The following is a 22,950-nucleotide window of genomic DNA, read 5'->3' as shown; positions in this document are numbered from 1 at the left end:
TATGGCTCGGTTCTCTATCCTCTCGCTTGTCCTGGTTCCCGGCTGCCTGTCCGCAGGAGTGGCGTGGACCGCGCCAAAACTGGTCGACTCGGCCCCGCAGTTCAGCGAACAGACACCGCTGGAATGGCAGGCATCCGATGCGACTCGGGCCAAGGCCTGGGGGCTGACGGAGGATGAGTGGGTTAAGTTCGAGCACCTGCAGGCTGGGCCCCGCCACTATTGGTCGCCGCAGCTCGACCCACTCACCACCCTCGGGGTGGAAGCCGACTCGGACCAGGAACGGCAACGCTACGCCGAGCTGCAGGTCCGTCTCGAGGCCAAGCGCGCCGAGCGCGAACTGGCCTACCAGAAGGCCTACACCTCCGCCTGGGCGCGGCTGTTCCCGGAAATGCTGCCCGTGCAGGGCATGGCCGATGATCCAGCAGCCACCCCTGCTAGCCGCTTTGCCCTGTTTGTGGAAGAACGCTGCCCGCGCTGCGTCATCAACACTCAGCAATGGCTGCATGGTGGCGCGCGCCTCGATGTGTACTTGGTCGGCAGCCAGGGTGACGATGGGCGTCTCCGCCAGTGGGCACAGGGCGCGGGCATTACCCCCACCCAGATCAGCAGTGGCCAAGTCACTCTCAACCATGACCGTGGCCGCTGGTTCGCTCTGGGCGCCAGCCGCCCCTTACCGGCGCGCTACCAGCAGATGGACGGCAAATGGCAGCGCATCGACTGATCCTCGCGCTGGCCTTGGCCTGCGCCACGGCCGTTCACGCCGACGCGCTGCCGCCTCCGGCGTATCAACTGGCCGCCGCACGCGCCGGCATCCCTGCCTCCGTGCTGTTCGCCATCGCCCTCCAAGAGAGCGGCACGCCGCTGCGAGGTCACCTCATGCCCTGGCCTTGGACCTTGAATGTTGCTGGTACGCCGCAGCGTTTCGCCCGCCGTGATGAAGCGTGTGCCGCACTCAAACAGGCCTTGATCCGTCACGATCCCAAGCGTATCGACGTCGGGCTGGGCCAGACCAACCTCGGCTACCACCCTGATCGGTACCGCAGCGCCTGCGAAGCTCTGGATCCGCGCGCCAACTTGGCTGTGACTGCCGAGCTGCTACGCGCCCACTATGCCGACAGCGGTGACTGGGTCGTGGCGGCGGGCCGCTATCATCGCCCTGCCGGCGGGAAGCCTGCAGCGCAGTACCGCCGCCAGTTCAGCCAGCACTGGCAGCGTGTCCAAGCGCTCGTGGCATCTCCGAGAGGGCCGCAGCCATGAACCGTCGGTGCTGGGTAACGCTGTGTATTTGTCTGTGGTGGACGGTTGGCACGCCCGCGCCCCCCAGCCAGCGGCCCGATCCCCGCGCGCTGACCTGGGCCCTGCCCGTACACAGCACACGCCTTTCACCCGGTGCCGTGTCGCCAAGGGCATTGAGCCTGCCAGGGTTCACGCCACTGTTCCTGGTCGGGCACGACGTCGCCTCTCTGGAATGGTTGGCCCAGCATGCACAGAGGCTGCAGGACCTGGGCGCCAGCGGCCTGGCGGTTGAAGTGGCCGACGCCCCGGCGTTGCGCCGCATCCAGGCGGCAGCCCCTGGAGTGGACATCTGGCCGGTGAGCGGCGACGACATCGCCGAGCGCCTGGAACTGCAGCACTACCCGGTGCTGATCACGCCCACCGGCCTGGAACAGTGAGGGTGCATCATGGGCGAACATGCGATGGAGTCCCTGCTGCGCCCTGCGGTGGAGCTGTACACCGTGGGCATCTGCGCCGGTGCCGGCGCCCTGTGTCTGCACTCACCTTGGGCGGTGGCGCTATCGCCAGAGATGGGGGCAGGCATGGCCCTGGCCTATACCGCATTCGGCCTGAAGCGGCTCAACGAGGCACGGATCGTCCTGCGCTATCGGCGCAATATCCGCCGCCTGCCGCGCTACTCGCTGACCAGCCGACAGATTCCGGTGAGCGGCAAGCGCCTGTTCATGGGCCGTGGCTTTCGCTGGACCCGCCTGCACACCCAGCGTCTGCTCGAGGCGCAGGACCCGGCGTTGGCCCGCTACGTCAATCAGTCGGCCGCCCACCAGTGGGCGCGACGGATGGAACATCTGCTGGAGAAGGCCCCGCCAGGGTTGTCGCTGTTGCCCCGCCTGACCGCCTGGGACAGCCCATTTAACCCGGTACGGCCCCTGCCGCCGGTGGGCGGCTCGCCACTGCTGCACGGCGTCGAACCAAAGGAACAGGAAGCCAGCTTGCCGCTGGGCGAGCGCGTCGGCCACACCCTGGTGCTGGGCACCACGCGAGTCGGCAAGACACGCTTGGCCGAGGTGTACATCACCCAGGACATACACCGACCCAGCCAGGAAGTGGTGATCGTCTTCGACCCCAAGGGCGATGCCGACCTGCTCAAGCGTATGTACGTGGAAGCGCGGCGCGCCGGCCGTGAGCATGAATTCTATGTGTTCCACCTGGGCTGGCCGGAGATCTCCGCGCGCTACAACGCCATCGGCCGCTTCGGCCGCATCTCCGAAGTCGCCTCCCGCATCGCTGGCCAACTGAGCGGCGAAGGCAATTCGGCCGCATTTCGCGAGTTCGCTTGGCGCTTTGTCAACATCATCGCCCGGGCCCTGATCGAGCTCGGCCGGCGCCCCGACTACCTGCAAATCCAGCGGCATGTGGTGAACATCGATGCGCTGTTCATCGAGTACGCCCAGCACTTCTTCGCCCGCCATGATCCTCAGGCCTGGGAAGCGATCGTGCAAATCGAAGGCCGGCTGAACGAGAAGAACATCCCGCGCCACATGGTTGGCCGGGAAAAGCGCGTGGTCGCCATCGAGCAGTACCTGAGCGCCAAGCGCATCTTCGATCCGGTGATGGACGGCCTTCGCTCAGCCGTACGCTACGACCGTACCTACTTCGACAAGATCGTGGCTTCACTGCTGCCACTCCTGGAAAAACTCACCAGCGGCAAGACCGCACAACTGCTCGCCCCCAACTACACCGACCTCGACGATCCACGGCCGATCTTCGACTGGCTGCAGGTCATCCGCAAACGCGGCATCGTCTACGTCGGCCTGGATGCGCTGTGCGATGCTGAGGTCGCCGCCGCTGTCGGTAACTCGATGTTTGCCGACCTGGTCTCCGTCGCTGGCCATATCTACAAACACGGTATCGATCATGGCCTGCCAGGCTCCTCCAGCGCCGCGGACAAGGTGCCGATCAACCTGCACGCCGACGAGTTCAACGAACTGATGGGCGACGAGTTCATTCCACTGATCAACAAGGGTGGTGGCGCCGGTATCCAGGTCACCGCCTACACCCAGACCTTGAGCGACATTGAAGCGCGTATCGGCAACCGGGCCAAGGCCGGCCAGGTCATCGGCAACTTCAACACCCTGCAGATGCTACGGGTACGGGAGACCGCCACCGCCGAACTGCTGACCAACCAACTGCCCAAGGTCAACGTACAGACCCGCACCCTGGTCTCTGGCGCGACGGACACCGCCGATCCGGATGCCCGAACCGACTTCACCTCCTCCTCGCAGGATCGGGTTACCACCACTTCGGTACCGCTGATCGAGCCGGCGCACATTATCGCCTTGCCCAAGGGACAGATGTTCTCGTTCCAGGAAGGCGGACAATTGTGGAAGGTGCGCATGCCGCTACCGAAGCCGGCCAGCGACGACGCAATGCCGGCAGACCTGCAGACCCTAGCAGAGCGCATGCGCGATTCCTACAACGCCAATGCGGGGAGTTGGTGGAGCACCACCGGCGGCGCTCCGACGGTCGATTTCGATCCAGAGCAGCCTCCACCCGGGCGCAGACACACACCGTAAGCGCGCCGTCAGCAACCGAGTATGTGGAGCCCGTATGCCTACGACCCCAGCCAGCCCACCACCTCCACAACGAAGTTCGGGGCTCATCTTCGGCACGCTCGAGCTGTGTCTGCGGCTACTCGGCCTGCTGCTCGCTTCGCTGATTTTCTCAATCGCCCTGGAATTCGTGGGCATGCTGTGGTTCTGGCCCGAGCAGGGCTGGCATCACAGCCATGCGATGTGGCTGAGTGAGCTCGGCTGGCTCAGTAATCACTTCAAGAACTCTTTGCTCGTGCAAGAGCCGGCGCAAGCGACCGCCAAGATACTCGAACACTTGAACGACTGGGCCGCAGTGCGCTCTGGATGGGCGCAATCTGACACCCAGCTGAAACTGCTCAGTCGAGAAGCGTCATTCCAGGGGAAGTTCGCGCAGGTCTATGTTGTGATACAGGACTACCTGCTGGCGGCTCTGTTCACGGTCTTTACTTTCGTAGTGCGGCTGGCCGTTCTCACACTGGCGATGCCGTTGTTCCTGCTTGCGGTGGTCACCGGCGCCGTCGACGGCTTGATGCGTCGTGACCTCCGCAAGTTCGGGGCGGGTCGGGAGAGCAGCTTTGTCTACCATCGAGCGAAGCGGACGTTGCTGCCGCTGATGGTAAGCCCTTGGGTGATCTACCTCTCCCTTCCCTTAACGGTGAATCCCATTTGGGTCCTACTGCCATGCGCTGCAGTGCTTGGATGGATGGTTGCAGTCACGGCTGCGACTTTCAAAAAATACCTTTGACTGTACGCTGTCGACCCAAAGCGGACGAAGTCAGCCCTGACAATTTGCCGTTCGACAAGCCACACATTCACTCATGAAAGAGCAAACTCATTTACCCTAGCGCTGCGGCGAATGCTTCTGGCGTTGGGCCCTCCTGCCATTGCGCAATAGTCCTCGGCAGCACCAGCCATGGCTGCTTGCGCCGTGTCCAGATATGCGCAACCGGCTCGAAACGCTCAGCGCCTTCCAGGATGCCGGCCCGTACCACTCGCATTCCAGGCGCTGCCGTGGTCTCGTTGAACATCCGGGTATGACATTTACCGCAGGCATGTTGGGTAGACGTTTGACCTTGGTATTCATGGTCGAAGATGGCCGTTTCGCCACATACCTGAACAGCTGACGCCGCGCTCAGCATGTGCAGACCAAACGCACTGCCACTCCAGCGCTGGCAGTTCAAACAGTGGCAGGCATACAGCGGCGGCAATTGCTGCGCCACGATCTCGAGGGTGACTTGGCCACATCGGCACTGACCGGTGATTCTCATGCGTTGGTTCCTTACAATGACGCCCGGAAAAATGTGGGCGTATGATCGCCTTTCACGGGTTCGGGCAGAAGATCAAATTAGGAGCAACTGTTGGCCAAGAATGTATGAGCGGCATTGAATGGGAAAGCCAGCGTGTATTTCTCGCGGTGCTGCGCTCTGGCAGCCTAAGCGGCGCGGCGAAATTGCTAGGTATCGCTCAGGCCACTGCGCGCCGGCGCCTCGACCATCTTGAGCACGCTCTCGGTGTAAATCTGTTCACCCGCACACATCAAGGACTGACGCCTACTGCCGGAGCGCAGCGCCTGATCGAACATGTGGAGGTAATGGATCTGGCCGCGCAAACCTTCACTCGCATGGCCAGCTCTGAAGCGTCGATAGATCACGGTACAGTCCGGCTGACCTGTGGCGAGTTGCTTGGCGTCGAAGTATTGCCCGACCTGCTGCGCCCTTTCCATTACGAACACGCCGGGCTCAAACTTGAGTTGAGCATAAGCGATGACCTTGAAGACATCGCCAGGCTGCAATCGGATATTGCGGTGCGGCTGATGCGGCCCAATGAAGCGGATATCACCGTGCGGCGTGTCGGCAGTTTGCGGATTGGCATCCATGCCAGTGCCGGGTGCCTGGAGCGCTACGGTAACCCAGCCTCCCTGCTGTCGCTGCGCAATGGGCCGCTGATCGGGCCGGACAGACGCTCAGCGGATTTGCGTCGGTTTGTCGACGCCGGTCTGTGCAATGCCGATCAGCACTTCGCCATTGCCTCTGATCATCACCTCGCTCAGCTGGCCGCGCTGAAAGCGGGCTTGGGCTTCGGACTTTGCCCGACGCAAATCGCAAAATCGCACGGCCTGGTACATGTACTACCACACCATTTTGGCTTTGAGGTAGACGTGTGGATCGCAATGCACAATGACCTGCGCAAAATAAACAGGATCGCTCAAGTGTTCGAGGTTCTTGGAGAGCAGTTGCATCAATATCTATGCTTGGCCGATCAGTGAGCAGCGTAGGCCGTGGCATGAAGTGTTTGGGGAAAGCCATTCTCCTCCAATAGTCTTCACAGCTTTTTCACATGCAGCGTGGGAAAGTTAAACAATCCCTACGTGTGATAGATCTTGCCCGCCTAGCAGCGGCCTTTCTTTTGCCCGCAATTACCGTCACTGCAGGACATTCCAAGACTGCGTGATCGCTGGCATCTGAGCACAGCGACCACCAAAATGCTGATTTTGACGTCTATGCCACCCGCTGCACGGTAAGCCGCTGATCGGTCGCGAGGCGTCTTGCACATCCTACACCCCAAGCCAATGCCCTAGTCATTGACTCACCTGGTCGAGAATCGAAAGCTTCTTCGTGAAGGGCCATGCCACAGCCCGCGTACACGCCGATGAACATTTGCGTCTGACCGGTGCGCGAGAGCCTGACCTGAACATCGATGGTCGTGCCGTCATCGAGCTCCTCGTCATGGGTACGATGATGAAGCACTGGATCCGCCCAATTCCAAAAAACGTCACCTCGAATACGCATGCCGCCCTCCTACGACTTTAGTCTTATACGGAAACCTAACCATAGCAAAGCGAAGCGGCAGTTCAATGACAGCATGATGATCGCCCTGGAATATCAGACAGCTGGCTTTAATAGCGATACAGAACAGTTTTTTATATGAGCTTGAGGCCGAAATCGGTGTGTAACGAAGCTGAATCGCTTAGTTACCGGGAGTGGGATATGAAGCGTGGTGCGGATCGCCGATCACCTCTGAGTCTTACAGGCTATGCTGATTTCGGCTCAATGCCGGTGCTCGTCCAACGGAAAGGATTATGGTCTCGCGCATTCGAACCCACATGCTGTTGCTCGCCTGCTTTGCAGTGTTGTTCAACCTGCTGATGATGCCGCTCGAACGTGTTTTGCGTAACGCTCCAGTTGAAGAGTCTCTGATCCTCGGAAGCTTTTGCAGCGTTCATGGCCTGCAGAGCTTGCCGAAATCCTTCTTGGCGCAGAACAAGGCCGATCAGTCAGATGTAACCGGTCATGCGCTCGGCGGCGCCAGGCTAGGCCGGACGCTAAGCGATCAAGGCTGGCAGCTGAGTCGCTATCAAGCCTGCTGCCGTGGCCTTGAGAATGGAAGGGGTCAGCTTGTCGCGCGGCAACCATTTACAGGCCGCGATCTCATTGCAGGCTACGACCTTGTCGCCGTCGTGAAAGTGGGTGATGAAAATGTGGTGGATGGTTGATTCCACGGTGATGGTGGACAAGTAAAGTAAGCCATGGCCGTTGATGCTCGTTTCTTCCCGAAGCTCTCGCGCCGCAGCGGCAAGTGGAGTTTCGCCCGCCTCGATCGCCCCGCCTGGGAAATTCCACTTTCCCCCTTTCTTGCGCACCAGCAGCACCTTGCCGCTGTGCAGACAGATGATTGTGGCTCTCGCTTTTAACTTTCTTATGTTCCTGTCTGGCATCCGCAGGCTCAACTGTTCACATCAGGGTTTAGCCGACTCGCTGGGAAATTGAGAAGGCGTTCTTCCCAAGAGACTTATGGGTAAGACGACTCGTTCAACGAAATGGGCACAGGAGAGCCAGTTCGTAGCCGACCAATAGAGAGCTGCATCAGGCACACGACACATTCGCTATTGCCTCAGGTTTAAACCGAGGGCTCGCAGATCCCTTTAATCCATGTCAAAAACTGCCTGAGTCCTCAGGGTGGATGCCAGATACCCGTCTGGATTTCACCATGAACGCTTCTTTCGCCCTGTTACTTTCCTGTGTGGTGTCGCTCGGTGCCGTCGCCCAAGACGCGCCGGAGCGCTCAGATCTCGGCCTAGTGCAGCGGCAGCTCAAAGCCATCGAACTGTTGGCCGACCGCGCAAGCAGCGGCTCAGTCGATTCCGCAGGGGCCCGCTTTCGCTTCGATTATTCGAGGTTCGCTGCGGACCTCAAGCTTATGCGTCAAGGCATCCAACAATACCTGTCACCTTCGCGTGCGCAGCCAGCCGATCTGGTCGAGCTGACCGGTAATTACCGTGCTGAAGCGCCTCACTCGAGCCCAAACGATGAGCATGACTGACGCCCAACTCACCGCGTTTTCGGCCGTGGCCGGATTTACCCCGCAGCTCAGTTCGGTGCTGTGGCGGTCATTGGTGCTGGTGCTCGCTTTGCTCTGGTGTACCTGGGTCCTGTGGACCGGCTATCGCGGCTGGGCGGCCGGCAACCTCAATTTCGGTGCGCTCGGCGGCAGCACGCTGCGCCTGGCCCTCGCCGTGATCGTGTTGATGTTTTTCATGCTGTCGTAATCAGGAGAGCTTGCCATGAACCTTTCCCGTCGTTGCCATCGCCCGCTCGGTCTGTTGCGGGAGTCCTGTTCCCGAGGCCTGTTCGGTGGCCAGGTGCTGCTGAGCTCGACACTGGCCTGGGCTGACCTGCCGACCATGGAAGCGCCCTCCCGCGGTGAAGGTTCGGGGCTGATCGACACCATCAAGAACTATGCCTACGACGGCGGCATCCTGCTCGGCCTGCTGATCGCCACCCTCGCCTTCCTCGGCGTGGCCTGGCATTCGCTGACCGTCTACGCCGACGTGCAGAACCAGCGCAAGACCTGGAAGGACCTCGGCGCCGTGGTCGGCGTCGGCGCGCTGCTGGTGGTAGTGATCCTGTGGTTTCTCACCAAAGCCGCGACGATCCTGTGAGGTCACCATGTCCGACGCCCCTGCCACCCTGCCTGACGGCACGCTGACCTTTCTTCCTGAGCGCCTCAACCGTGACCCGGCCGTTCTTCGTGGGCTCACCAACGACGAGATGTGGGTCGCGCTGATCATCGGCGCAGGGCTAGGTGTGATTCTCGGCGCGCCGCTGGCCGTGGCCACCGTCTCCATCGCGACCCTCCCCACCTGCATGTTCATCTGCATGGCGCTGGTGCTGCTCGGTGGCGGCAAGCTACTGCGCCGAGCCAAGCGCGCCCGCCCCGAAACCTGGCTTTATCGGCGCCTGCAATGGCATCTGGCAGTGCACTGGAGTGTCGGCACTCACCAGTTGATCCTGCACTCGGGGCCTTGGACAGTGCGCCGCACGCGTCGACATGCGAGGGCGACGCCATGAGCCGCTTTCGCAACAAGGTGGATGCGCAGCAGGCGCATATCTTCAGTCTGCGTCTGGCCGTTTCGATCCTGGCACTGCTGTCCTGCGGGCTTTGGTACGGCTGGCAGTCCGCGCCTTCCGAGCTGACCATTCACGTGCCGCCCGATCTGCGCTCTGGCAGTACGCGCAAGTGGTGGGATGTACCCCCGGAAAACATCTACGCCTTCGCGCTGTACATCTTCGGCCAGCTCAACCGCTGGCCCACCGACGGCGAGGTCGACTACCACCGCGCCATCTTTGCCCTTCAACCCTACCTGACCCCGGCGTGCAAGACCTTCTTCGACGGAGACTTCGAGTACCGCAAGGCCGCCGGCGAACTGCGCGGTCGGGTGCGCGGCGTATACGAGGTGCTGGGCCGCGGCTACAGCGACGACCCCGACCTGCGGGTGAAGCAGCTGGATAGGCACAGCTGGCTGGTGAAGCTCGACCTCAACGCCGACGAGTACTACGCCGCTGAGCCGGTGAAGCGCGTGGTGGTGCGCTATCCGCTACGGGTGGTGCGCTTCGACGTCGATCCCGAGCACAACAAGTGGGGCTTGGCCCTGGACTGCTACGAAGGCACGCCGCAGAAGCTGACGCTGCCAGGAGGTGCGGGATGATGCGAGTCTTGATCATGATGCTGGCGGTAGCCGCAGGCTGGTGTTCTGCAGTCGGTGCGGTCGAGGTCAAATACTGGGATCGCCTGCCGCTGGCCGTTCCACTCACGGTGGGCCAAGAGCGCATCCTGATGCTGGATGAGGATGTTCGCGTGGGGGTACCGGGCACGATCGCCGGCAAGCTGCGTGTGCAGTCCGTCGGCGGCACCGTGTATCTGCGCGCCGCGGAAGCCCTTCCCCCTACCCGGCTGCAACTGCAGTCGGTGAAGTCAGGCGACATCATCCTGATCGACATCGAAGCGCTTGAGGGCAGTGAGGCCCTGGAGCCGGTCAAGATCGTGGCCCAGGCTTCGGCACCGGACGTGGAAGCGGCGAAAGATGCAGCACCTGCCGCGACGCCGGTACCGGTGGTGCTCACCCGCTATGCGGCGCAGAACCTCTATGCGCCCCTGCGCACCGTGGGACCGCTGCCCGGTGTGCGACGGGTGCCGCTGAGCGACGCCGTTGCGTTCAGTTCGTTGCTGCCCACCGAGCGGGTCTCGATCAAGGCACTCGCCGCCTGGCGGCTGGGCGACTACTGGGTGACCGCGGTGAAGATCGTGAACCGTGGCCCCGGCAAGATCACGCTTGACCCGCGTCACCTGCAGGCCACGCTGTACGCCGCAACCTTCCAGCACGCGGACCTCGGCCTTGCCGGTACGCCTGAAGACACCACCGTGGCCTATCTCGTCACCCGCGGCGGCGACCTGAGGCATGCGCTGCTGTTGCCCCCGCCAAAGCCGGAGGCTGACGCTCATGAAAGCTAACGGCCTGCTGAAATGGTTGGTGCCTGCGGTCCTGCTGGGCATCGTGCTGATCATCATCAAGTCCTGGGTGACCGCCCCGGATGGCCAGCCAACTCACGATCCGGAGAATGCCACGCTCAGCGCGGAACAGGCCAAAGCCTTGGGCATCGCCGGCGACACCCCGCGCGACACCGTGGCCACGCTGATCGGCCAGGTAAAAGCGATGCGCAGCGAAATGCAGACGTTGAAGAAAGGCAACGATACGCTGCAGACCGAAAACAACCGGCTGCGCACGCGCGAAGGAAACACCGACACGCGCATCCAGAGCACGCTGAGCAGCGTCACCCAACAGGTCACCGAGCAGCGCCAGCAGGCCAACGATGCTCGGCAGAAAGCTGAGCAGCAACACCGCGAGACCCAGGGACTGCTCTCCAGGCTCAAGGACCAGCTCACCGGCAAGCCAGCCGCGAAGTCAGATGTTCCCGCAGGCTTCGGTCTTGAACAAGGCGACGAGCAGCAATTGGCAGGGGCTCAAGCGCCGGCAGATGCGGTGCAGTGGATCGAACCGTCGAATGCACGCGCTGGGCAAGAGGATACCGACAAAGCTGATGGTCCCCTGTCGTCGTTGACCTCTAAGTTCAAGGACCTGCACGCCCTGGATAACAACGCCATTGATCGTGGCCAGGACCGCCTGCGTGCCGTCGCCAAAGGCGAGCGTGATCTGGAGAACGCCCAGGACCGTACCGAAGGTGCCCGTCCCGTCTACACCATCCCCGAGAATTCGACGCTGATGGGCTCGATCGCCATGACCGCGCTCATTGGCCGGGTGCCGGTGGACGGCACAGTGAACGATCCCTATCCGTTCAAGGTGCTGGTGGGGCCAGACAACCTCACTGCCAACGGCATCGACCTGCCGGACGTGGTCGGCGCGGTCATGAGCGGGACTGCCGCCGGTGACTGGACGTTGTCCTGCGTGCGCGGCCAGGTCGAGTCGATCACCTTCGTCTTCAGCGACGGTACCGTCCGCACGGTGCCGCAGCCGCAGAAGGTCGTCAGCCGCAATCGCAGTAGTAATCAAACCTCGGACACCGAGAAGATCCGCGGCGGCCTGGGCTACATCTCCGACCCGTACGGCATTCCGTGCATTTCCGGCGAGCGCCGCTCCAACGCCCAGCAGTACCTGGGCAGCCAGAGCCTGATCACCGCAGCCGGCGCCGGCTTTGCCGCGGCCTTGGGCAGCGAGCAGACCAACACCTCATTCATCAATTCGGCCAGCGGCAGCCTGGGCCTGTCCCAGAACAGCGGCAACAGCGCGCTCAACTCAGTGATCAGCGGGGGCATTGGCGACATTCGTGAGTGGATCAACAAGCTCTACGGTGAAGCCTTCGCCGCCATCTACGTGCCACCCGGGGCCAAGGTGGCTTTGCACCTGGACCACGAAATCAGCATCGACTACGAACCTAAAGGCCGGAGAGTGAACCATGAAAGCCCATCCGTCTCGGTACTGGATCTGGATTAGCCTGCTGCTCGGCCTGCACCTGGCCGGCTGCTCCACCAGCAAGGAAGAAATGCTGCCCCACGGCGATCACACCATGCTGGATATCTGGAACGGCGGTGGCTCGGTCGGTACGCAGCAACAGCTGTTGGAGGCGCGTGGCGAACTGCGTCGCCCGGTGCAGGACCCCGAGCGCCTGATCAACGCCCAGAGCGCCTACACTCGCACCGCCGCGAACGAGATCCGTGCCCAGTTCCCACGCCTGCCCAATCCAGACCTGGTCATGTACGTCTACCCGCATCTGGCAGGTACCCAACAAACGCCGGTGCCTGGCTACTCGACCGTGTTCCCGTTGTACGAGAAGGTCCAGTACGCCCTGCCCGGCGAGCGCCTGGACGATCTGTGATGGCTGATGACGCGAGTCGCGATCCGTCCCGCTGGAAGCCCTGGCGCGCGGCACAGCGCCGGCGCGCCACCCTGGCCGACGAAACCGCCCAGTACGCGCACAACCCCAGCTTCACCGACCACCTGCCCTGGGTCGAGTATCTGGAAGAGGGACAGTGCTTTCTGCTTGATGACAACCGTTCTGTGGGTGCCGTATTCGAGCTGCAACCGATCGGCACGGAGGGTCGCGAGCCCGAATGGTTGATGGCCGCACGCGACGCCCTGGAAGATGCGCTGCAGGACAGCTTCGACGAGCTCGATCAGGCGCCCTGGGTGGTGCAGTTCTTCTGCCAGGACGACAGTGATTTTGCCCCGTACCTTGAACGCCTGGAGCGCTACATCGCGCCGCGCGCGCGAGGTAGGCCGTTCACCGAGGCCTTCCTCGCCTCGATGCGCCGCCATCTTGAAGCCGTCGGCAAACCGGGTGGGCTGTTCGACGACCATGTGGTGTCTCACCTTCCGTGGCGCGGTAGCAATCGGCGTATTCGCCTGGTGGTCTACCGCTGGCTCGGGGAGCAGGCTGACGAGGATGGGCAGAGCCCGGTCCAGCTGTTGAACCGCACCTGCGACCGCTTGGTGGCCTCGCTGCAGGCCTGCGGGGTCAGCCCTCGGCGGCTGACCGGGCGCGACTTTTACGCCTGGTTGTTGCCTTGGTTCAACCCGGCACCAGCCCTCACTGGCGAATCCCCCGCCGCGTTCTATCGACGTGTGCCCTACCCGGAAGTGGATGACGGTGAGGAGCTGCCGCTGCCGTTCGACCACGATTTCGCCGAGCGGCTGTTCTTTCAGGAACCACGCTCAAATAGCGAGCAAGGTCTGTGGTACTTCGATCAGCAACCGCACGCCGTGATGGTGGTCGACAAGCTGCGCAGGCCGCCGCATATCGGCCAGCTGACCGGTGAAACGCGCAAAGGCGAAGCGTTGAACGCCTTGTTCGATCAGTTGCCCGAGCAGTCGGTCATGAGCCTGACCTTGGTGATCACGCCCCAGGATGTGCTCGAGGAGCAGCTCAATCGCCTGGCGCGCAAAGCCATCGGCGAGAACCTCGCCTCGACCCAGACCCGCCAGGACGTGGAGGAGGCCCGCGCGCTGATTGGCCGCCAACACAAACTGTACCGCGGCACGTTGGCGCTGTACCTGCGCGGTGCCGATGAGCAGCAGCTGCGCCAACGTTCGGTCCAGGCAGCTAACGTCCTGCTCGGCGCCGGCCTGCAGCCGGTGCGCGAGGGCGATGAAGTGGCCGCGTGCAACAGCTATCTGCGCTGGTTGCCGATGGTCTACAACCCGGCGCGGGACACACGCAACTGGTACACCCGGCTGCTGTTTGCTCAGCACGTCGCCAATCTGCTGCCCCTCTGGGGGCGCAGCATCGGTACCGGCAACCCGGGTATTACCTTCTTCAACCGCGGTGGTGCGCCGCTGTCATTCGACCCGCTGTCGCGCTTCGACCGCTCCATGAACGGCCACCTGCTGCTATTTGGCCCTACCGGCGCCGGCAAGTCGGCCACCCTGGTTTCAATCCTGATGCAGGTCATGGCCGTGTACCGACCGCGGCTGTTCATCGTCGAAGCGGGCAACTCCTTTGGCCTGCAGGGCGACTACTTCGCCACGCTCGGGCTAACCGTCAACAAGGTTCAGCTCAAACCAGGCAGCGATGTGAGCCTGGCGCCGTTCGCCCATGCCCGGCGCCTGATAGAGCATCCGGACCAGGTCGCCAGTCTGTCAACCGAAGAACTGGATGAGGCCGCGCCGGACAGTGGCGAGCAGCGCGATGTACTGGGCGAGCTGGAGATCACCGCGCGGCTGATGATCACCGGCGGCGAAGCCAAGGAAGAGGCGCGCCTGACTCGCGCAGACCGCAGTCTGATCCGCGAGTGCATCCTCGACGCCGCCCGGCACTGCGCGACGACTGAGCAGCAGGTGCTGACCCGCCATGTCCGCGATGCCCTGCGTAAGGTCGCCAGCGACACCCACCTGCCTGACAAACGCCGCGAGCGTGCGCAGGAGATGGCCGAGTCGATCGACCTGTTCTGCCAGGGCTTTGAAGGTGCCTTGTTCGACCGCGCCGGCACACCCTGGCCGGAGAGCGACGTGACGATCGTCGACCTCGCCACGTACGCCCGTGAGGGTTACGAGGCGCAGATGTCGATCAGCTACATCAGCCTGATGAACACCGTGAACAACATTGCCGAGCGCGACCAGTACCTCGGCCGCCCGATCATCATGGTCACCGACGAAGGCCACATCATCACCAAGAACCCGCTGCTGGCCCCCTTTGTGGTCAAGGGCACGAAGATGTGGCGCAAGCTCGGCGCCTGGTTCTGGCTGGCAACGCAGAACATGGCCGACTTGCCCGATGCCGCGCAGACCATGCTCAACATGATTGAGTGGTGGATCTGCTTGAACATGCCGCCAGCGGAAATCGAGGAGATCGCCCGCTTCAAGAAACTCACGCCGGCGCAGAAGGTACTGCTGCTCTCCGCGAGCAAGGCCTCGGGCAAGTACACCGAGGGCGTGGTCCTGTCGAAGAACCTGGAGACGCTGTTCCGCGCAGTGCCGCCGAGCCTGTACCTCGCTTTGGCCATGACCGAGCCCGAGGAGAAAGCCCAGCGCTGGCGATTGATGGAAGAGCACCAGCAGCCTGAGCTGGAAGCCGCCCTGCAGGTCGCGGCGGAGATTGATCGCCTGCGTGGCATGTCATAATTACTTCCGCACCACCAGTAAGATGATGGCCTGCGCCATGCATCTGAGTGCGAGTTCCACGCGCTGATATGAGCGCCCTCCTACCTTAATGCTGACTGCCACCTCCACTCTCCCCAGGCCGTCCCGAGCCAATCTTCCTAATCCTCGAGCAATGCCCACTCCCTGCCTGCGTCCGCAAGCTCGAGCATCTCCGTCAAATCCTCATCGCTGATCTCCTGCCGCCGATGGGCGGCATACGCCATCTCGTTCAGCACCAACGCACGGCCGTACGGATCAGCTTGAAGTTCCGTCTGATCATTCAGTTCGGCCAGCCACGCCGCAGGAAGGTTCAGCATTTGACCGTCCACAACTGATCGATCCTGGTCGTAAAGGATTGGCTCATCATTTCCCTTCTCATCCCCCACTCTGGCGCCACCGGTACACTACCGGCGCGCATCGTTCCCCTTCCCCAGCGCTCGTTGATGTCGTCCATCACCTGCATCAACCGGTCACATGCAACTGACTGCTTGAGCGCAAACAAATCCTCTGAAAACTCGCCGGGCTGCCGCAGATCCATCAGCAGGACCTCTGCTTTGCTGTACCGGAACCCTTGCCGAAAGACCCGCGCGACTGCGTCGGTGGCCAATCTGGTCATCAATAGCGTGTCGCAGGTTGGGTACGGCAGCTCCACCAGAGCGCCCTGGGCGTGGTGGGCCTCGTCCGGATTGAACATCCCCGTGCGGATGCTCACGCGCATGCGCTTGCATACCGAACCTTGGGAGCGGAGCTTCTCCGCCGCTCGCCCGACGTAGGTGGCCACGGCTTGCTTAATTGGCGCCAGCTCGGTTAGCCGCTTGCCAAACATCCGGCTGCAGCAGATCTCTTGTTTAGGCGGTTCGACCTCATCAAGTTCAAGGCAGGGCGTGCCGGCCAGCTCGCGGGCAGTCTTTTCCACCACGACGCTGAACTTCTGCCGAAGTGTCCAAGCGTCGGCCTTGGCCAAGTCCATGGCCGTCCGGATGCCCATCGCCTCGAGGTGAGCCGTCATCCGCCGGCCAATGCCCCACACCTCTTTCACCTCGGTATTGCGCAGCACCCAATCGCGCTTGAACGGAACAGTGATGTCCACCACTCCGCCGGTCTGCGCCTGGAGGCGTTTAGCCGTATGGTTAGCCAGCTTGGCGAGCGTCTTTGTGCTGGCGATACCTACACCGACCGGGATGCCCGTGCACTGGAAAATTCTCGATCGAACCTTGCGCCCGAACTCGGTTAGGTTTTCAGGAATGCCGGAGAGGTCAGCGAAGCATTCATCGATGCTATAGACCTCAGTCGCCGGCACCATTGATTCGATCAGCGTCATAACCCGTTCGCTCATGTCGCCGTACAAGGCGTAGTTGCTGCTGAACGCCACGACGCCATGCCGACTGAGCTTGTCCTTCGCCTGAAAATAAGGCTCCCCCATCTTCACGTAGGGCTTAGCGTCGTAAGACCTGGCGATCACACAGCCGTCGTTGTTGCTCAGTACGACAATCGGCGTTTTGGCCAGATCCGGCCGGAACACGCGCTCACAGCTTGCGTAAAAGCTGTTGCAATCAATGAGCGCGAACACCGGGTCACTGCGCATGATCACGGACGCTGTACCGGACCACACCCCAAACGACCAGGTCGTCACCTTCCATGATGTAGCGTGGGGGATACGCTGTGTTTTCCGACTTGAGGATTACCACCCCGTCACGACGGTGAAGCCGTTTGCATACCGGTTCGCTGTTGACGGCCGCAATGACGATATCGCCGTGCTCCGCTTCTCGCCCCCGGTCTACGATGACGATATCCCCGGAATAGATACCGGCGCCCTGCATGCTATCGCCCTCCACTTTCACCAGATACACATGCGGCGCGCGGAGGTCGAATAGCTCATCGAGGGAAATATGGCTTTCCAGGTGATCCGCTGCAGGCGACGGGAAGCCGGCAGGGACGTGAAACGAATACAGGGGTAAGGGTTCAGTGCCGCCGGTGGGCACGCCCAAGAATGTGATGGTCATGATGGAAGGTCCAATGCAAACTGTATGCATATACAGTAGATATGGCATTGGGTGCCCGGTCAATCCTGGGCGGTGAAAATTCTGACAAGCGAGAGGCGGGTTATGTGCGGACGGTACTCGATGTATGAGTCGATGGATCACTACCTGCGCCAGCTATCGCTGGACCTGGTGGTGATCAATGGATATGACCACGAGCCACTCAGCCGCTTCAACGTGGCGCCTTCGACGCGTGTCGAAATCATTCGCCAGATCGGAGAAGGCCTGAGTGTGGAACGCGTCAAATGGGGATGGTCGCCATTTTGGGCGAAGGGGAAGCGTCCCGACCCGATCAATGCTCGAGCAGAAACGGTGATGACGGGGAGGTTTTTCAAGGGGTTGTGGCCAGACGGCAGAGCGCTAGCCCCTGCAAATGGCTGGTTCGAGTGGATCCCGGACCCAGCAGACCCCAAGCGAAAGCAGCCGTACTACATCACGAGCGCCGACGGCGGCCCGCTTTTCTTCGGCGCACTTGCGCAGGTGCACCAGGGAATCGAACCGGACGACCGCGATGGATTCGTGGTTATCACTGCAGCTGCAGATCAAGGCTTGGTCGACATCCACGACAGAAAACCTCTGGTGCTTGCACCTGATGTGGCAAGGGAATGGTTGGACCCAGGCACATCGCCCGAACGCGCTGCGGCGATCATAGAGACGGGATGCCGCCCGGCAGAGAATTTTCGATGGTACCCGGTCGGCAAGGCTGTCGGTAACGTGCGCAATCAAGGGCCAGAGCTGATTGAGCCGGTTAGTGAGCAGGACCGCCACGGCCGCCAAGGCGACCTAGAGCTTTGAGTTGGTATTCATTTACAGCCTGATACTGCGACTCGGCGATCTGGCGGAGCCGTTCGACCTCAAGGGGCGGTTCGCCAGCGGCCAGGGCCTCGTGATAGTTCTTCAGCGCTTCTGCCGCATCGGTATACATTGGATGGTCTGGATACAGAATCGGCGGTCTATTCCCCATCACAAAGCATCCTCAGTTTTGGCTGTTCAATGAACGGTATGGACGGCTTGGCCTGACTTGATCAGCTGAAAGTCCACAGCTGCATGATAGAGGGTATCAGCCAATAATCGCTGCCGGACAACTTCCTCCTCAGATGCCGGGCCTACCTCAGCGGCGCGGAACTCTCGCCAAACGTCAACTGCCTGCGGGGTGAGCGCTCCACCGGCGTCTAGCATCCCCAAAGAGTGCGCTCGTCCATACCCTGCTCCTATTACTAACGCCAAACGACCACCTCGGCCCCATCGCGCACAACATTCGATAGCGCGACACATGAGTACATTTGTACTCCTGCCATACTGCCTTATCAGCCCCCTTTAGCCGGCTACCTCCTAAAACGATCGTCCTGGCCGCAGTTTGTCCGCCCACCAACTGCCTCGGATACGGGATGCTGAAACTTGGCGCATGGATGCACACCGCTGCCACCTGCCGAGCGTTGCCCATGAACGTCACCGTCTTCACTCGAAGCAAAGCGCCGAAATCCAGAAAGGCTCGCCGTGGCCGTGCCTTCACCGCCACTGCTCTGCTGGTGGCCGCCGAGCAGTGCCTAGCATTGACCACTCCTACCGTCATCGCCTCCGTCACTTCGCTGCAGTGCCTGGAGTACCGGGTCGTCGGCATCTGCTATTGGCTGCTGTGCACACCGTTCGGCTGCACGGTGCGAACCTCACCGAAGATCCGTCACTTCATTCCCGAGCTGGTGGTATCGAGCTATGCCGACACCGGCGCCAATCCCTGGAGCGAGATGTCGGCGCTGTCGACGCCGACGCCGGCGTCACAAGGGGGGGGCAACCTGATTACGCCTTCGCCGCAGCGCGATAACCTGCCCAGGTTCAAGAATGTCGACGGCATTGGCCATCCCGGCGGTGCAGCCCTCACAGCTCTCGCGCATACATTAGGTTATGCGTGCCCAAGCGGAGCCGTACCGTTTGCGCCCTACTACCTCAGCACGCTCGACCCGTTGGCGTGGCGCCAGGCGATCCCCGAGTCCGTCTACCCACAGGCACTGGTCCCGGGGATGCGCGAGATCGGCAACCAGGCACTCGGAGACATGTGGGGCAGCGTGTATCCGCGACACGGCTTTCTGGTGCAGCCCGATGATTTCAAGGCGGCTGCCGTGATGGCCCAGCGCGCCAGCGACTTCATTACCCGTGTCGGCCAGCCGCACGTTTATCTACCGCTGCAGCCGATGCCGGCTCCCGGCTACTGGCCGCCGCAGCCGGTGATGGAGAACAACGTCAACAACCACCGCTGGCAGTTGCTGGTCCCGGTAATCCAGAACACCTGCGCCATCTTCCCCAGCCCAACGATCCAGAGCGCCGACGGCGCCTATGCCTGGTCGCTGTGGCGGCCCTACCGCTGCTGCCAGCGCATGGGTCAGACGTTTCTGTTCAGCATTGACTTTGATGGAGGCCAGTGATGAAAAACCTCGCGCTCGGGTTGGTGTGCTTCCTTGTGTCTACCGCAGGCCATGCCGCAGAGAACGGCTACCACCTCGGTGACCAAGCCCAGGTCCTGGATGACCGCGTGATGTACACCATCGGCGGCGGCTCCGCGGCAGGAGCGCCCTCCTCGCTTTACCGTCCAAACGGCCTCGGCGTCGGCATGTCCTGGCGGGCCAACATGATGTGCGGAAACATGAACCTCTCGAACACCCTGCAGAACCAGCTCAATGGTGCCACCCAGGGCTTCCAGCAGATCATGGGCAACGTCATCCAGAACGCCACACAAGCGGTGATGTCGCTGCCGGCGATGATCATCCAGCGCGCCAACCCTGGGCTGTATGAGCTGCTGAGTAATGGCGTGCTGCAGGGACGCATCGACTTCGATCGTTCCAAGCTCACCTGCCAGGCGATGGCGGCAAAAATGGCCGACAAGGTCGACCAGGCCGGATGGGGTGCGCTGGCCCAGAACCAGGAGATGCAGCACAACCTTGAGCAGTCCGGCGGCGATGCCGTAATGGCGGTGAAGGATACCGAGTCGAACAACGGCAACAACGGCGTCAGCTGGGTCGGTGGGCAGAAAGCCGGGGGTAATGGACAGCAACCCATCCGGGTGACTTCGGATGTGGTAAAGGCCGGCTACAACCTGCTGCACAACCGATCCGTCGAGGACACCTCGGCCGTTGGTTCGGGCTGCCAGAATGGCGCCATCTGCCAAGCCTGGTCGAGCCCCGAGGAGGCCTCGGAATGGGCGACACGGGTGCTCGGTGAAACTGAGGTGGAGACCTGTGACGACTGCGAGACGCTGCGTGTAACCGCCGGTACGGGCCTGTCGCCGCTGATCCAGGAAACCTACACGGAACACCTGGAAGGCCTGCAGCACATGGTCTCGCGCGCCGACCAGCCTACCCCAGAGAACCTCAGCAAGGTCTCCAGCCCCTTGTTGCAGGTCTCCCGCGGCGTCATCGAGGGGCTGCGCGATGACCCCGACCAGAACTTGCTGGCCCGGCGCCTGGCCAGTGAGACCGCGCTGTCCAGCGTGATCTACAAGGCGATGCTGCTACAGCGCACGCTGTTCGCCGGCAGCCACGAACCGAACGTGGCATCGGCGCAGCCCGCCACTACCGCCCTCAACAGCAACGTCGAAACCCTGGAACGGGAGATCCGCTTGCTGCAAACCGAGCTGCAGGTACGCCAGTCGCTGGCCACTAATACCGCCAGCCTGGTCCTCGATCGCCACGCCGGTGGTGCCGACGCCTCGCGCAGCATCGATCAGCGCGACCCGATGCCGGACCGACTGCGCCGGGCTGAACAGGAGAGGAGCACGCCATGATCACGTCATCTATGAGATCACTGATCGTCCACATGCTGCTGATCATCGGCGCCATGCTGATCATGTTGCTGATTGCCTGGATGGCACTACAACTGCCCGCCGCCCAACTGGATTGGCTCGCACCAACCCGGGCAACTGCCGCCTACTTCGCGTGGTGGCGCGCCCTGCTGTACACCCTGATCTTCACCGGTTGGGCCGCAGCGTTGCGTATGCGAGCTACGCCTGTGGACCAGCAACGGCTAAAGCGTCTGGGGTTGATCGGCTTCAGTTCGATCATCCTGGTCGAGCTGTCTCGCCTGTGAGGTGCAGCCATGAACATGAGCACCAACAGCTACCTTGAGTACTACCTGTCGCTGCTGGCCTGGATCATCAACAACGGCATCTGGAATACGCTGGTGGATACCGGGCTGTTCGCCGCTCCCTTCGGTGCGGTCATCCTGCAGGAATGGCTGTCGGCCCGCCAACAGGGTGCTGACGAAGGCAACAAGGGCCTACTGTCGATCCCTCGCGTCGAGAACCGGCTGTGGATGAGCTACGTGGTCATTATGTTCGGCTGCATGCCGTTCTTCCCGCTGAACCTGTCCTCCGTGACGTTTGACGATGCCGCGAGCCAGCGCTGTGGGGTCACAATGGCCAGGCCCGCCGACACGGCCTGGGCCACGACTTTCAACACCATCGGCGAGAAGTCAGCGAACGTGCCGGTGTGGTGGTTCCTAGTGCATGCCATGAGCAAAGGCATCACCGCCGCTGCCACCGCGGCGATTCCCTGCGCGCCCGACATCCGGGCGATGCGCATGGAGATCGATAGTTCGCGGATCAACGACCAGGTGCTGCTACAGGAAGTCGCCGACTTCACCCGGGACTGCTACGGTTTTTCGCGCTCGCGGCTGTTCACCAATCGCCCCGAGCTGGACGAGTCGCAGAGCTACGACGCGTCCTGGATTGGCTCGACTTACCTACTCAACACACCGGGCTACTACGATACCGATCGCTCGCGAATGCCCAGAGTCGATTGGCCGTACGACGAGACCCGGGACACCTCTCTGCCTCAGCTCGACAGCGGCGCCGGCTACCCCACCTGCAAACAGTGGTGGAGCGACGGCACGATCGGACTGCGCGACCGCTTGGTGGCCGCTGTTGATCCTTCATTGCTATCGCAGCTGCGGGGCTGGCTCACCGGGCGCACCTCTACGGAGGTCGAAGACGCCACCTTGCGCGAGCTGGTGAGCCCACGGCAGCAATCATTGAGCATGGCACCTGGGCAGGTGTTCCAGGACTATGGCAGTAGCGCGAGGGGCGGATCGCTGACGCAAGGGCTAAACAACCTGGCCACCAATACCGGTTTGGCCCTAGGCTCGTTCAGTAACTTCCCGGCGATGAATGCGCTGCGCGCGGCCTTGCCGATGATCCAAGCCTTTCTGATCATGGGCACGATCATCAGTCTGCCACTGGTGCTGCTGATCAGCACCTACCAGCTCAAGGCGCTCATGACGATCACATTCGCGCTGTTCACCCTGCACATGCTCACCTTCTGGTGGGAGCTCGCACGCTGGATCGACTCAAGCATGCTGGAAACGCTGTACAATCAGGTATCGGTCTCAGACCAGGCGCTGTTGTCGTTGCCGACAGCAGGCTTCATGGACGGAACGGTCACCGCGCAGGTGATCGAGTACGTCATGGGCGCAATGTTTGTTTTGCTACCCATGATCTTTATCGGTGCAATGAGTTGGGCGGGATACAACGTGGGAAGTGCTATCCAGACCCTTCTTACTCGTGGAACAGAGGCCGCTCAGACACAAGCAGGAAGAGGCTCATCACAGCTAATGACAGGTGTCCAGAAACTCAAATAAGACTCTACTTGAGCGACCCGTACTCGTCATA

Annotated in this window: 27 protein-coding genes and 1 pseudogene; 21 read left to right on the top strand and 7 right to left on the bottom strand. The window is 61.9% G+C overall.

Annotated elements, in window-relative coordinates:
* Position 1 precedes the first annotated feature (1 nt).
* From R6G97_RS05325 to R6G97_RS05305, 5 genes are read left to right on the top strand one after another with little or no spacing between them, the layout of a single operon-like run.
* The gene (locus tag R6G97_RS05325; RefSeq protein ID WP_012052648.1) at positions 2 to 721 is read left to right on the top strand and encodes a TIGR03759 family integrating conjugative element protein; all 720 of its coding nucleotides are present in this window, start codon (positions 2 to 4) and stop codon (positions 719 to 721) included.
* Positions 703 to 1,257, top strand: a complete 555-nt coding sequence (locus R6G97_RS05320) for a lytic transglycosylase (RefSeq protein WP_012052649.1) — start codon at positions 703 to 705, stop codon at positions 1,255 to 1,257. Before R6G97_RS05325 ends, R6G97_RS05320 begins: the two co-directional genes overlap by 19 nt.
* Positions 1,254 to 1,673 carry an integrating conjugative element protein gene (locus R6G97_RS05315; RefSeq protein ID WP_012052650.1) on the top strand — a complete coding sequence of 140 codons (420 nt, stop codon included), beginning with the start codon at positions 1,254 to 1,256 and terminating at the stop codon, positions 1,671 to 1,673. Before R6G97_RS05320 ends, R6G97_RS05315 begins: the two co-directional genes overlap by 4 nt.
* 9 nt (positions 1,674 to 1,682) lie before the next feature.
* On the top strand, positions 1,683 to 3,809 hold the full coding sequence (gene traD, locus R6G97_RS05310; RefSeq protein ID WP_317847873.1) for a type IV conjugative transfer system coupling protein TraD: 2,127 nt from the start codon (positions 1,683 to 1,685) through the stop codon (positions 3,807 to 3,809).
* Between the two features lie 34 nt (positions 3,810 to 3,843).
* Positions 3,844 to 4,572 carry a TIGR03747 family integrating conjugative element membrane protein gene (locus tag R6G97_RS05305; RefSeq protein WP_012052652.1) on the top strand — a complete coding sequence of 243 codons (729 nt, stop codon included), beginning with the start codon at positions 3,844 to 3,846 and terminating at the stop codon, positions 4,570 to 4,572.
* A 91-nt stretch (positions 4,573 to 4,663) separates the two neighbouring features.
* Here R6G97_RS05305 and R6G97_RS05300 read toward each other — a convergent pair whose 3' ends face one another.
* A complete protein-coding gene (locus R6G97_RS05300; protein ID WP_014861278.1) occupies positions 4,664 to 5,095 on the bottom strand; it encodes a GFA family protein in 432 nt (143 codons plus the stop codon).
* A gap of 41 nt (positions 5,096 to 5,136) precedes the next feature.
* On the opposite strand from R6G97_RS05300, the gene R6G97_RS05295 reads away from it, so the two are divergent.
* Positions 5,137 to 6,093 carry a LysR family transcriptional regulator gene (locus R6G97_RS05295; protein ID WP_012052654.1) on the top strand — a complete coding sequence of 319 codons (957 nt, stop codon included), beginning with the start codon at positions 5,137 to 5,139 and terminating at the stop codon, positions 6,091 to 6,093.
* Positions 6,094 to 6,325: 232 nt separating this feature from the next.
* On the opposite strand, the gene R6G97_RS05290 is transcribed toward R6G97_RS05295, so the two are convergent.
* Positions 6,326 to 6,616 carry a hypothetical protein gene (locus R6G97_RS05290; protein ID WP_012052655.1) on the bottom strand — a complete coding sequence of 97 codons (291 nt, stop codon included), beginning with the start codon at positions 6,614 to 6,616 and terminating at the stop codon, positions 6,326 to 6,328.
* 314 nt (positions 6,617 to 6,930) lie between these two features.
* On the opposite strand from R6G97_RS05290, the gene R6G97_RS05285 reads away from it, so the two are divergent.
* Entirely contained in the window at positions 6,931 to 7,320 is a 390-nt protein-coding gene (locus R6G97_RS05285) for a hypothetical protein (RefSeq protein ID WP_419149726.1), read from the top strand.
* Here R6G97_RS05285 and R6G97_RS05280 read toward each other — a convergent pair.
* Positions 7,258 to 7,542, bottom strand: a pseudogene (locus R6G97_RS05280) (NUDIX domain-containing protein); the annotation flags it as partial. The gene R6G97_RS05285 and the pseudogene R6G97_RS05280 overlap by 63 nt on opposite strands.
* A gap of 245 nt (positions 7,543 to 7,787) precedes the next feature.
* Here R6G97_RS05280 and R6G97_RS05275 point away from each other — a divergent pair.
* The 9 genes from R6G97_RS05275 to R6G97_RS05235 are packed head-to-tail and all read left to right on the top strand — an operon-like array spanning position 7,788 to position 15,237.
* Positions 7,788 to 8,147: an integrative conjugative element protein, RAQPRD family gene (locus R6G97_RS05275; RefSeq protein ID WP_012052657.1), complete on the top strand. Its 360-nt coding sequence runs from the start codon at positions 7,788 to 7,790 to the stop codon at positions 8,145 to 8,147.
* Positions 8,134 to 8,373: a TIGR03758 family integrating conjugative element protein gene (locus R6G97_RS05270; protein ID WP_012052658.1), complete on the top strand. Its 240-nt coding sequence runs from the start codon at positions 8,134 to 8,136 to the stop codon at positions 8,371 to 8,373. The genes R6G97_RS05275 and R6G97_RS05270 overlap by 14 nt, the downstream gene beginning before the upstream one ends.
* Before the next feature lie 15 nt (positions 8,374 to 8,388).
* Positions 8,389 to 8,766 (top strand): TIGR03745 family integrating conjugative element membrane protein, encoded by a 378-nt coding sequence (locus tag R6G97_RS05265; RefSeq protein ID WP_012052659.1) that lies wholly within the window; start codon positions 8,389 to 8,391, stop codon positions 8,764 to 8,766.
* 7 nt (positions 8,767 to 8,773) lie between these two features.
* Complete coding sequence (locus R6G97_RS05260) at positions 8,774 to 9,175, top strand: TIGR03750 family conjugal transfer protein (RefSeq protein ID WP_012052660.1); 402 nt, start codon at positions 8,774 to 8,776, stop codon at positions 9,173 to 9,175.
* Entirely contained in the window at positions 9,172 to 9,813 is a 642-nt protein-coding gene (locus tag R6G97_RS05255; RefSeq protein ID WP_012052661.1) for a PFL_4703 family integrating conjugative element protein, read from the top strand. Before R6G97_RS05260 ends, R6G97_RS05255 begins: the two co-directional genes overlap by 4 nt.
* Complete coding sequence (locus R6G97_RS05250; protein WP_012052662.1) at positions 9,810 to 10,616, top strand: TIGR03749 family integrating conjugative element protein; 807 nt, start codon at positions 9,810 to 9,812, stop codon at positions 10,614 to 10,616. The genes R6G97_RS05255 and R6G97_RS05250 overlap by 4 nt, the downstream gene beginning before the upstream one ends.
* Positions 10,606 to 12,114 (top strand): TIGR03752 family integrating conjugative element protein, encoded by a 1,509-nt coding sequence (locus R6G97_RS05245; protein ID WP_012052663.1) that lies wholly within the window; start codon positions 10,606 to 10,608, stop codon positions 12,112 to 12,114. The genes R6G97_RS05250 and R6G97_RS05245 overlap by 11 nt, the downstream gene beginning before the upstream one ends.
* On the top strand, positions 12,077 to 12,496 hold the full coding sequence (locus R6G97_RS05240; protein ID WP_012052664.1) for a TIGR03751 family conjugal transfer lipoprotein: 420 nt from the start codon (positions 12,077 to 12,079) through the stop codon (positions 12,494 to 12,496). The genes R6G97_RS05245 and R6G97_RS05240 overlap by 38 nt, the downstream gene beginning before the upstream one ends.
* On the top strand, positions 12,496 to 15,237 hold the full coding sequence (locus R6G97_RS05235) for a conjugative transfer ATPase (protein ID WP_012052665.1): 2,742 nt from the start codon (positions 12,496 to 12,498) through the stop codon (positions 15,235 to 15,237). The genes R6G97_RS05240 and R6G97_RS05235 overlap by 1 nt, the downstream gene beginning before the upstream one ends.
* Before the next feature lie 137 nt (positions 15,238 to 15,374).
* Here the strand turns inward: R6G97_RS05235 and R6G97_RS05230 are convergent, their stop codons facing one another.
* The 3 genes from R6G97_RS05230 to R6G97_RS05220 are packed head-to-tail and all read right to left on the bottom strand — an operon-like array spanning position 15,375 to position 17,258.
* Positions 15,375 to 15,572 (bottom strand): hypothetical protein, encoded by a 198-nt coding sequence (locus tag R6G97_RS05230; protein WP_014861272.1) that lies wholly within the window; start codon positions 15,570 to 15,572, stop codon positions 15,375 to 15,377.
* A complete protein-coding gene (locus tag R6G97_RS05225; protein WP_012052667.1) occupies positions 15,566 to 16,840 on the bottom strand; it encodes a Y-family DNA polymerase in 1,275 nt (424 codons plus the stop codon). Before R6G97_RS05225 ends, R6G97_RS05230 begins: the two co-directional genes overlap by 7 nt.
* On the bottom strand, positions 16,830 to 17,258 hold the full coding sequence (locus R6G97_RS05220) for a LexA family protein (RefSeq protein ID WP_014861271.1): 429 nt from the start codon (positions 17,256 to 17,258) through the stop codon (positions 16,830 to 16,832). Before R6G97_RS05220 ends, R6G97_RS05225 begins: the two co-directional genes overlap by 11 nt.
* A gap of 102 nt (positions 17,259 to 17,360) precedes the next feature.
* Here R6G97_RS05220 and R6G97_RS05215 point away from each other — a divergent pair, with 102 nt between their 5' ends.
* Positions 17,361 to 18,089, top strand: coding sequence for an SOS response-associated peptidase family protein (locus R6G97_RS05215; RefSeq protein ID WP_012052669.1), 729 nt, complete (start codon positions 17,361 to 17,363; stop codon positions 18,087 to 18,089).
* On the opposite strand, the gene R6G97_RS05210 is transcribed toward R6G97_RS05215, so the two are convergent.
* Positions 18,043 to 18,258, bottom strand: a complete 216-nt coding sequence (locus tag R6G97_RS05210) for a hypothetical protein (RefSeq protein WP_024086918.1) — start codon at positions 18,256 to 18,258, stop codon at positions 18,043 to 18,045. The two genes, R6G97_RS05215 and R6G97_RS05210, sit on opposite strands and share 47 nt — an antisense overlap.
* Before the next feature lie 478 nt (positions 18,259 to 18,736).
* Here R6G97_RS05210 and R6G97_RS05205 point away from each other — a divergent pair, with 478 nt between their 5' ends.
* From R6G97_RS05205 to R6G97_RS05190, 4 genes are read left to right on the top strand one after another with little or no spacing between them, the layout of a single operon-like run.
* Positions 18,737 to 19,714: a TIGR03756 family integrating conjugative element protein gene (locus tag R6G97_RS05205; RefSeq protein WP_024086916.1), complete on the top strand. Its 978-nt coding sequence runs from the start codon at positions 18,737 to 18,739 to the stop codon at positions 19,712 to 19,714.
* Positions 19,714 to 21,069 carry an integrating conjugative element protein gene (locus tag R6G97_RS05200; RefSeq protein ID WP_012052671.1) on the top strand — a complete coding sequence of 452 codons (1,356 nt, stop codon included), beginning with the start codon at positions 19,714 to 19,716 and terminating at the stop codon, positions 21,067 to 21,069. Before R6G97_RS05205 ends, R6G97_RS05200 begins: the two co-directional genes overlap by 1 nt.
* On the top strand, positions 21,066 to 21,371 hold the full coding sequence (locus R6G97_RS05195) for a hypothetical protein (protein ID WP_012052672.1): 306 nt from the start codon (positions 21,066 to 21,068) through the stop codon (positions 21,369 to 21,371). Before R6G97_RS05200 ends, R6G97_RS05195 begins: the two co-directional genes overlap by 4 nt.
* A 9-nt stretch (positions 21,372 to 21,380) precedes the next feature.
* Positions 21,381 to 22,919 (top strand): conjugal transfer protein TraG N-terminal domain-containing protein, encoded by a 1,539-nt coding sequence (locus R6G97_RS05190; RefSeq protein WP_012052673.1) that lies wholly within the window; start codon positions 21,381 to 21,383, stop codon positions 22,917 to 22,919.
* The last annotated feature ends 31 nt before the right edge of the window (positions 22,920 to 22,950 follow it).

This window comes from Pseudomonas sp. HTZ2 (genome assembly GCF_033173945.1).
In the GTDB taxonomy this organism is placed as follows: domain Bacteria; phylum Pseudomonadota; class Gammaproteobacteria; order Pseudomonadales; family Pseudomonadaceae; genus Aquipseudomonas; species Aquipseudomonas guariconensis.
The sequence above is the reverse complement of the archived record's forward strand: the minus strand, read 5'-3'. Positions and strand labels throughout refer to the sequence as shown.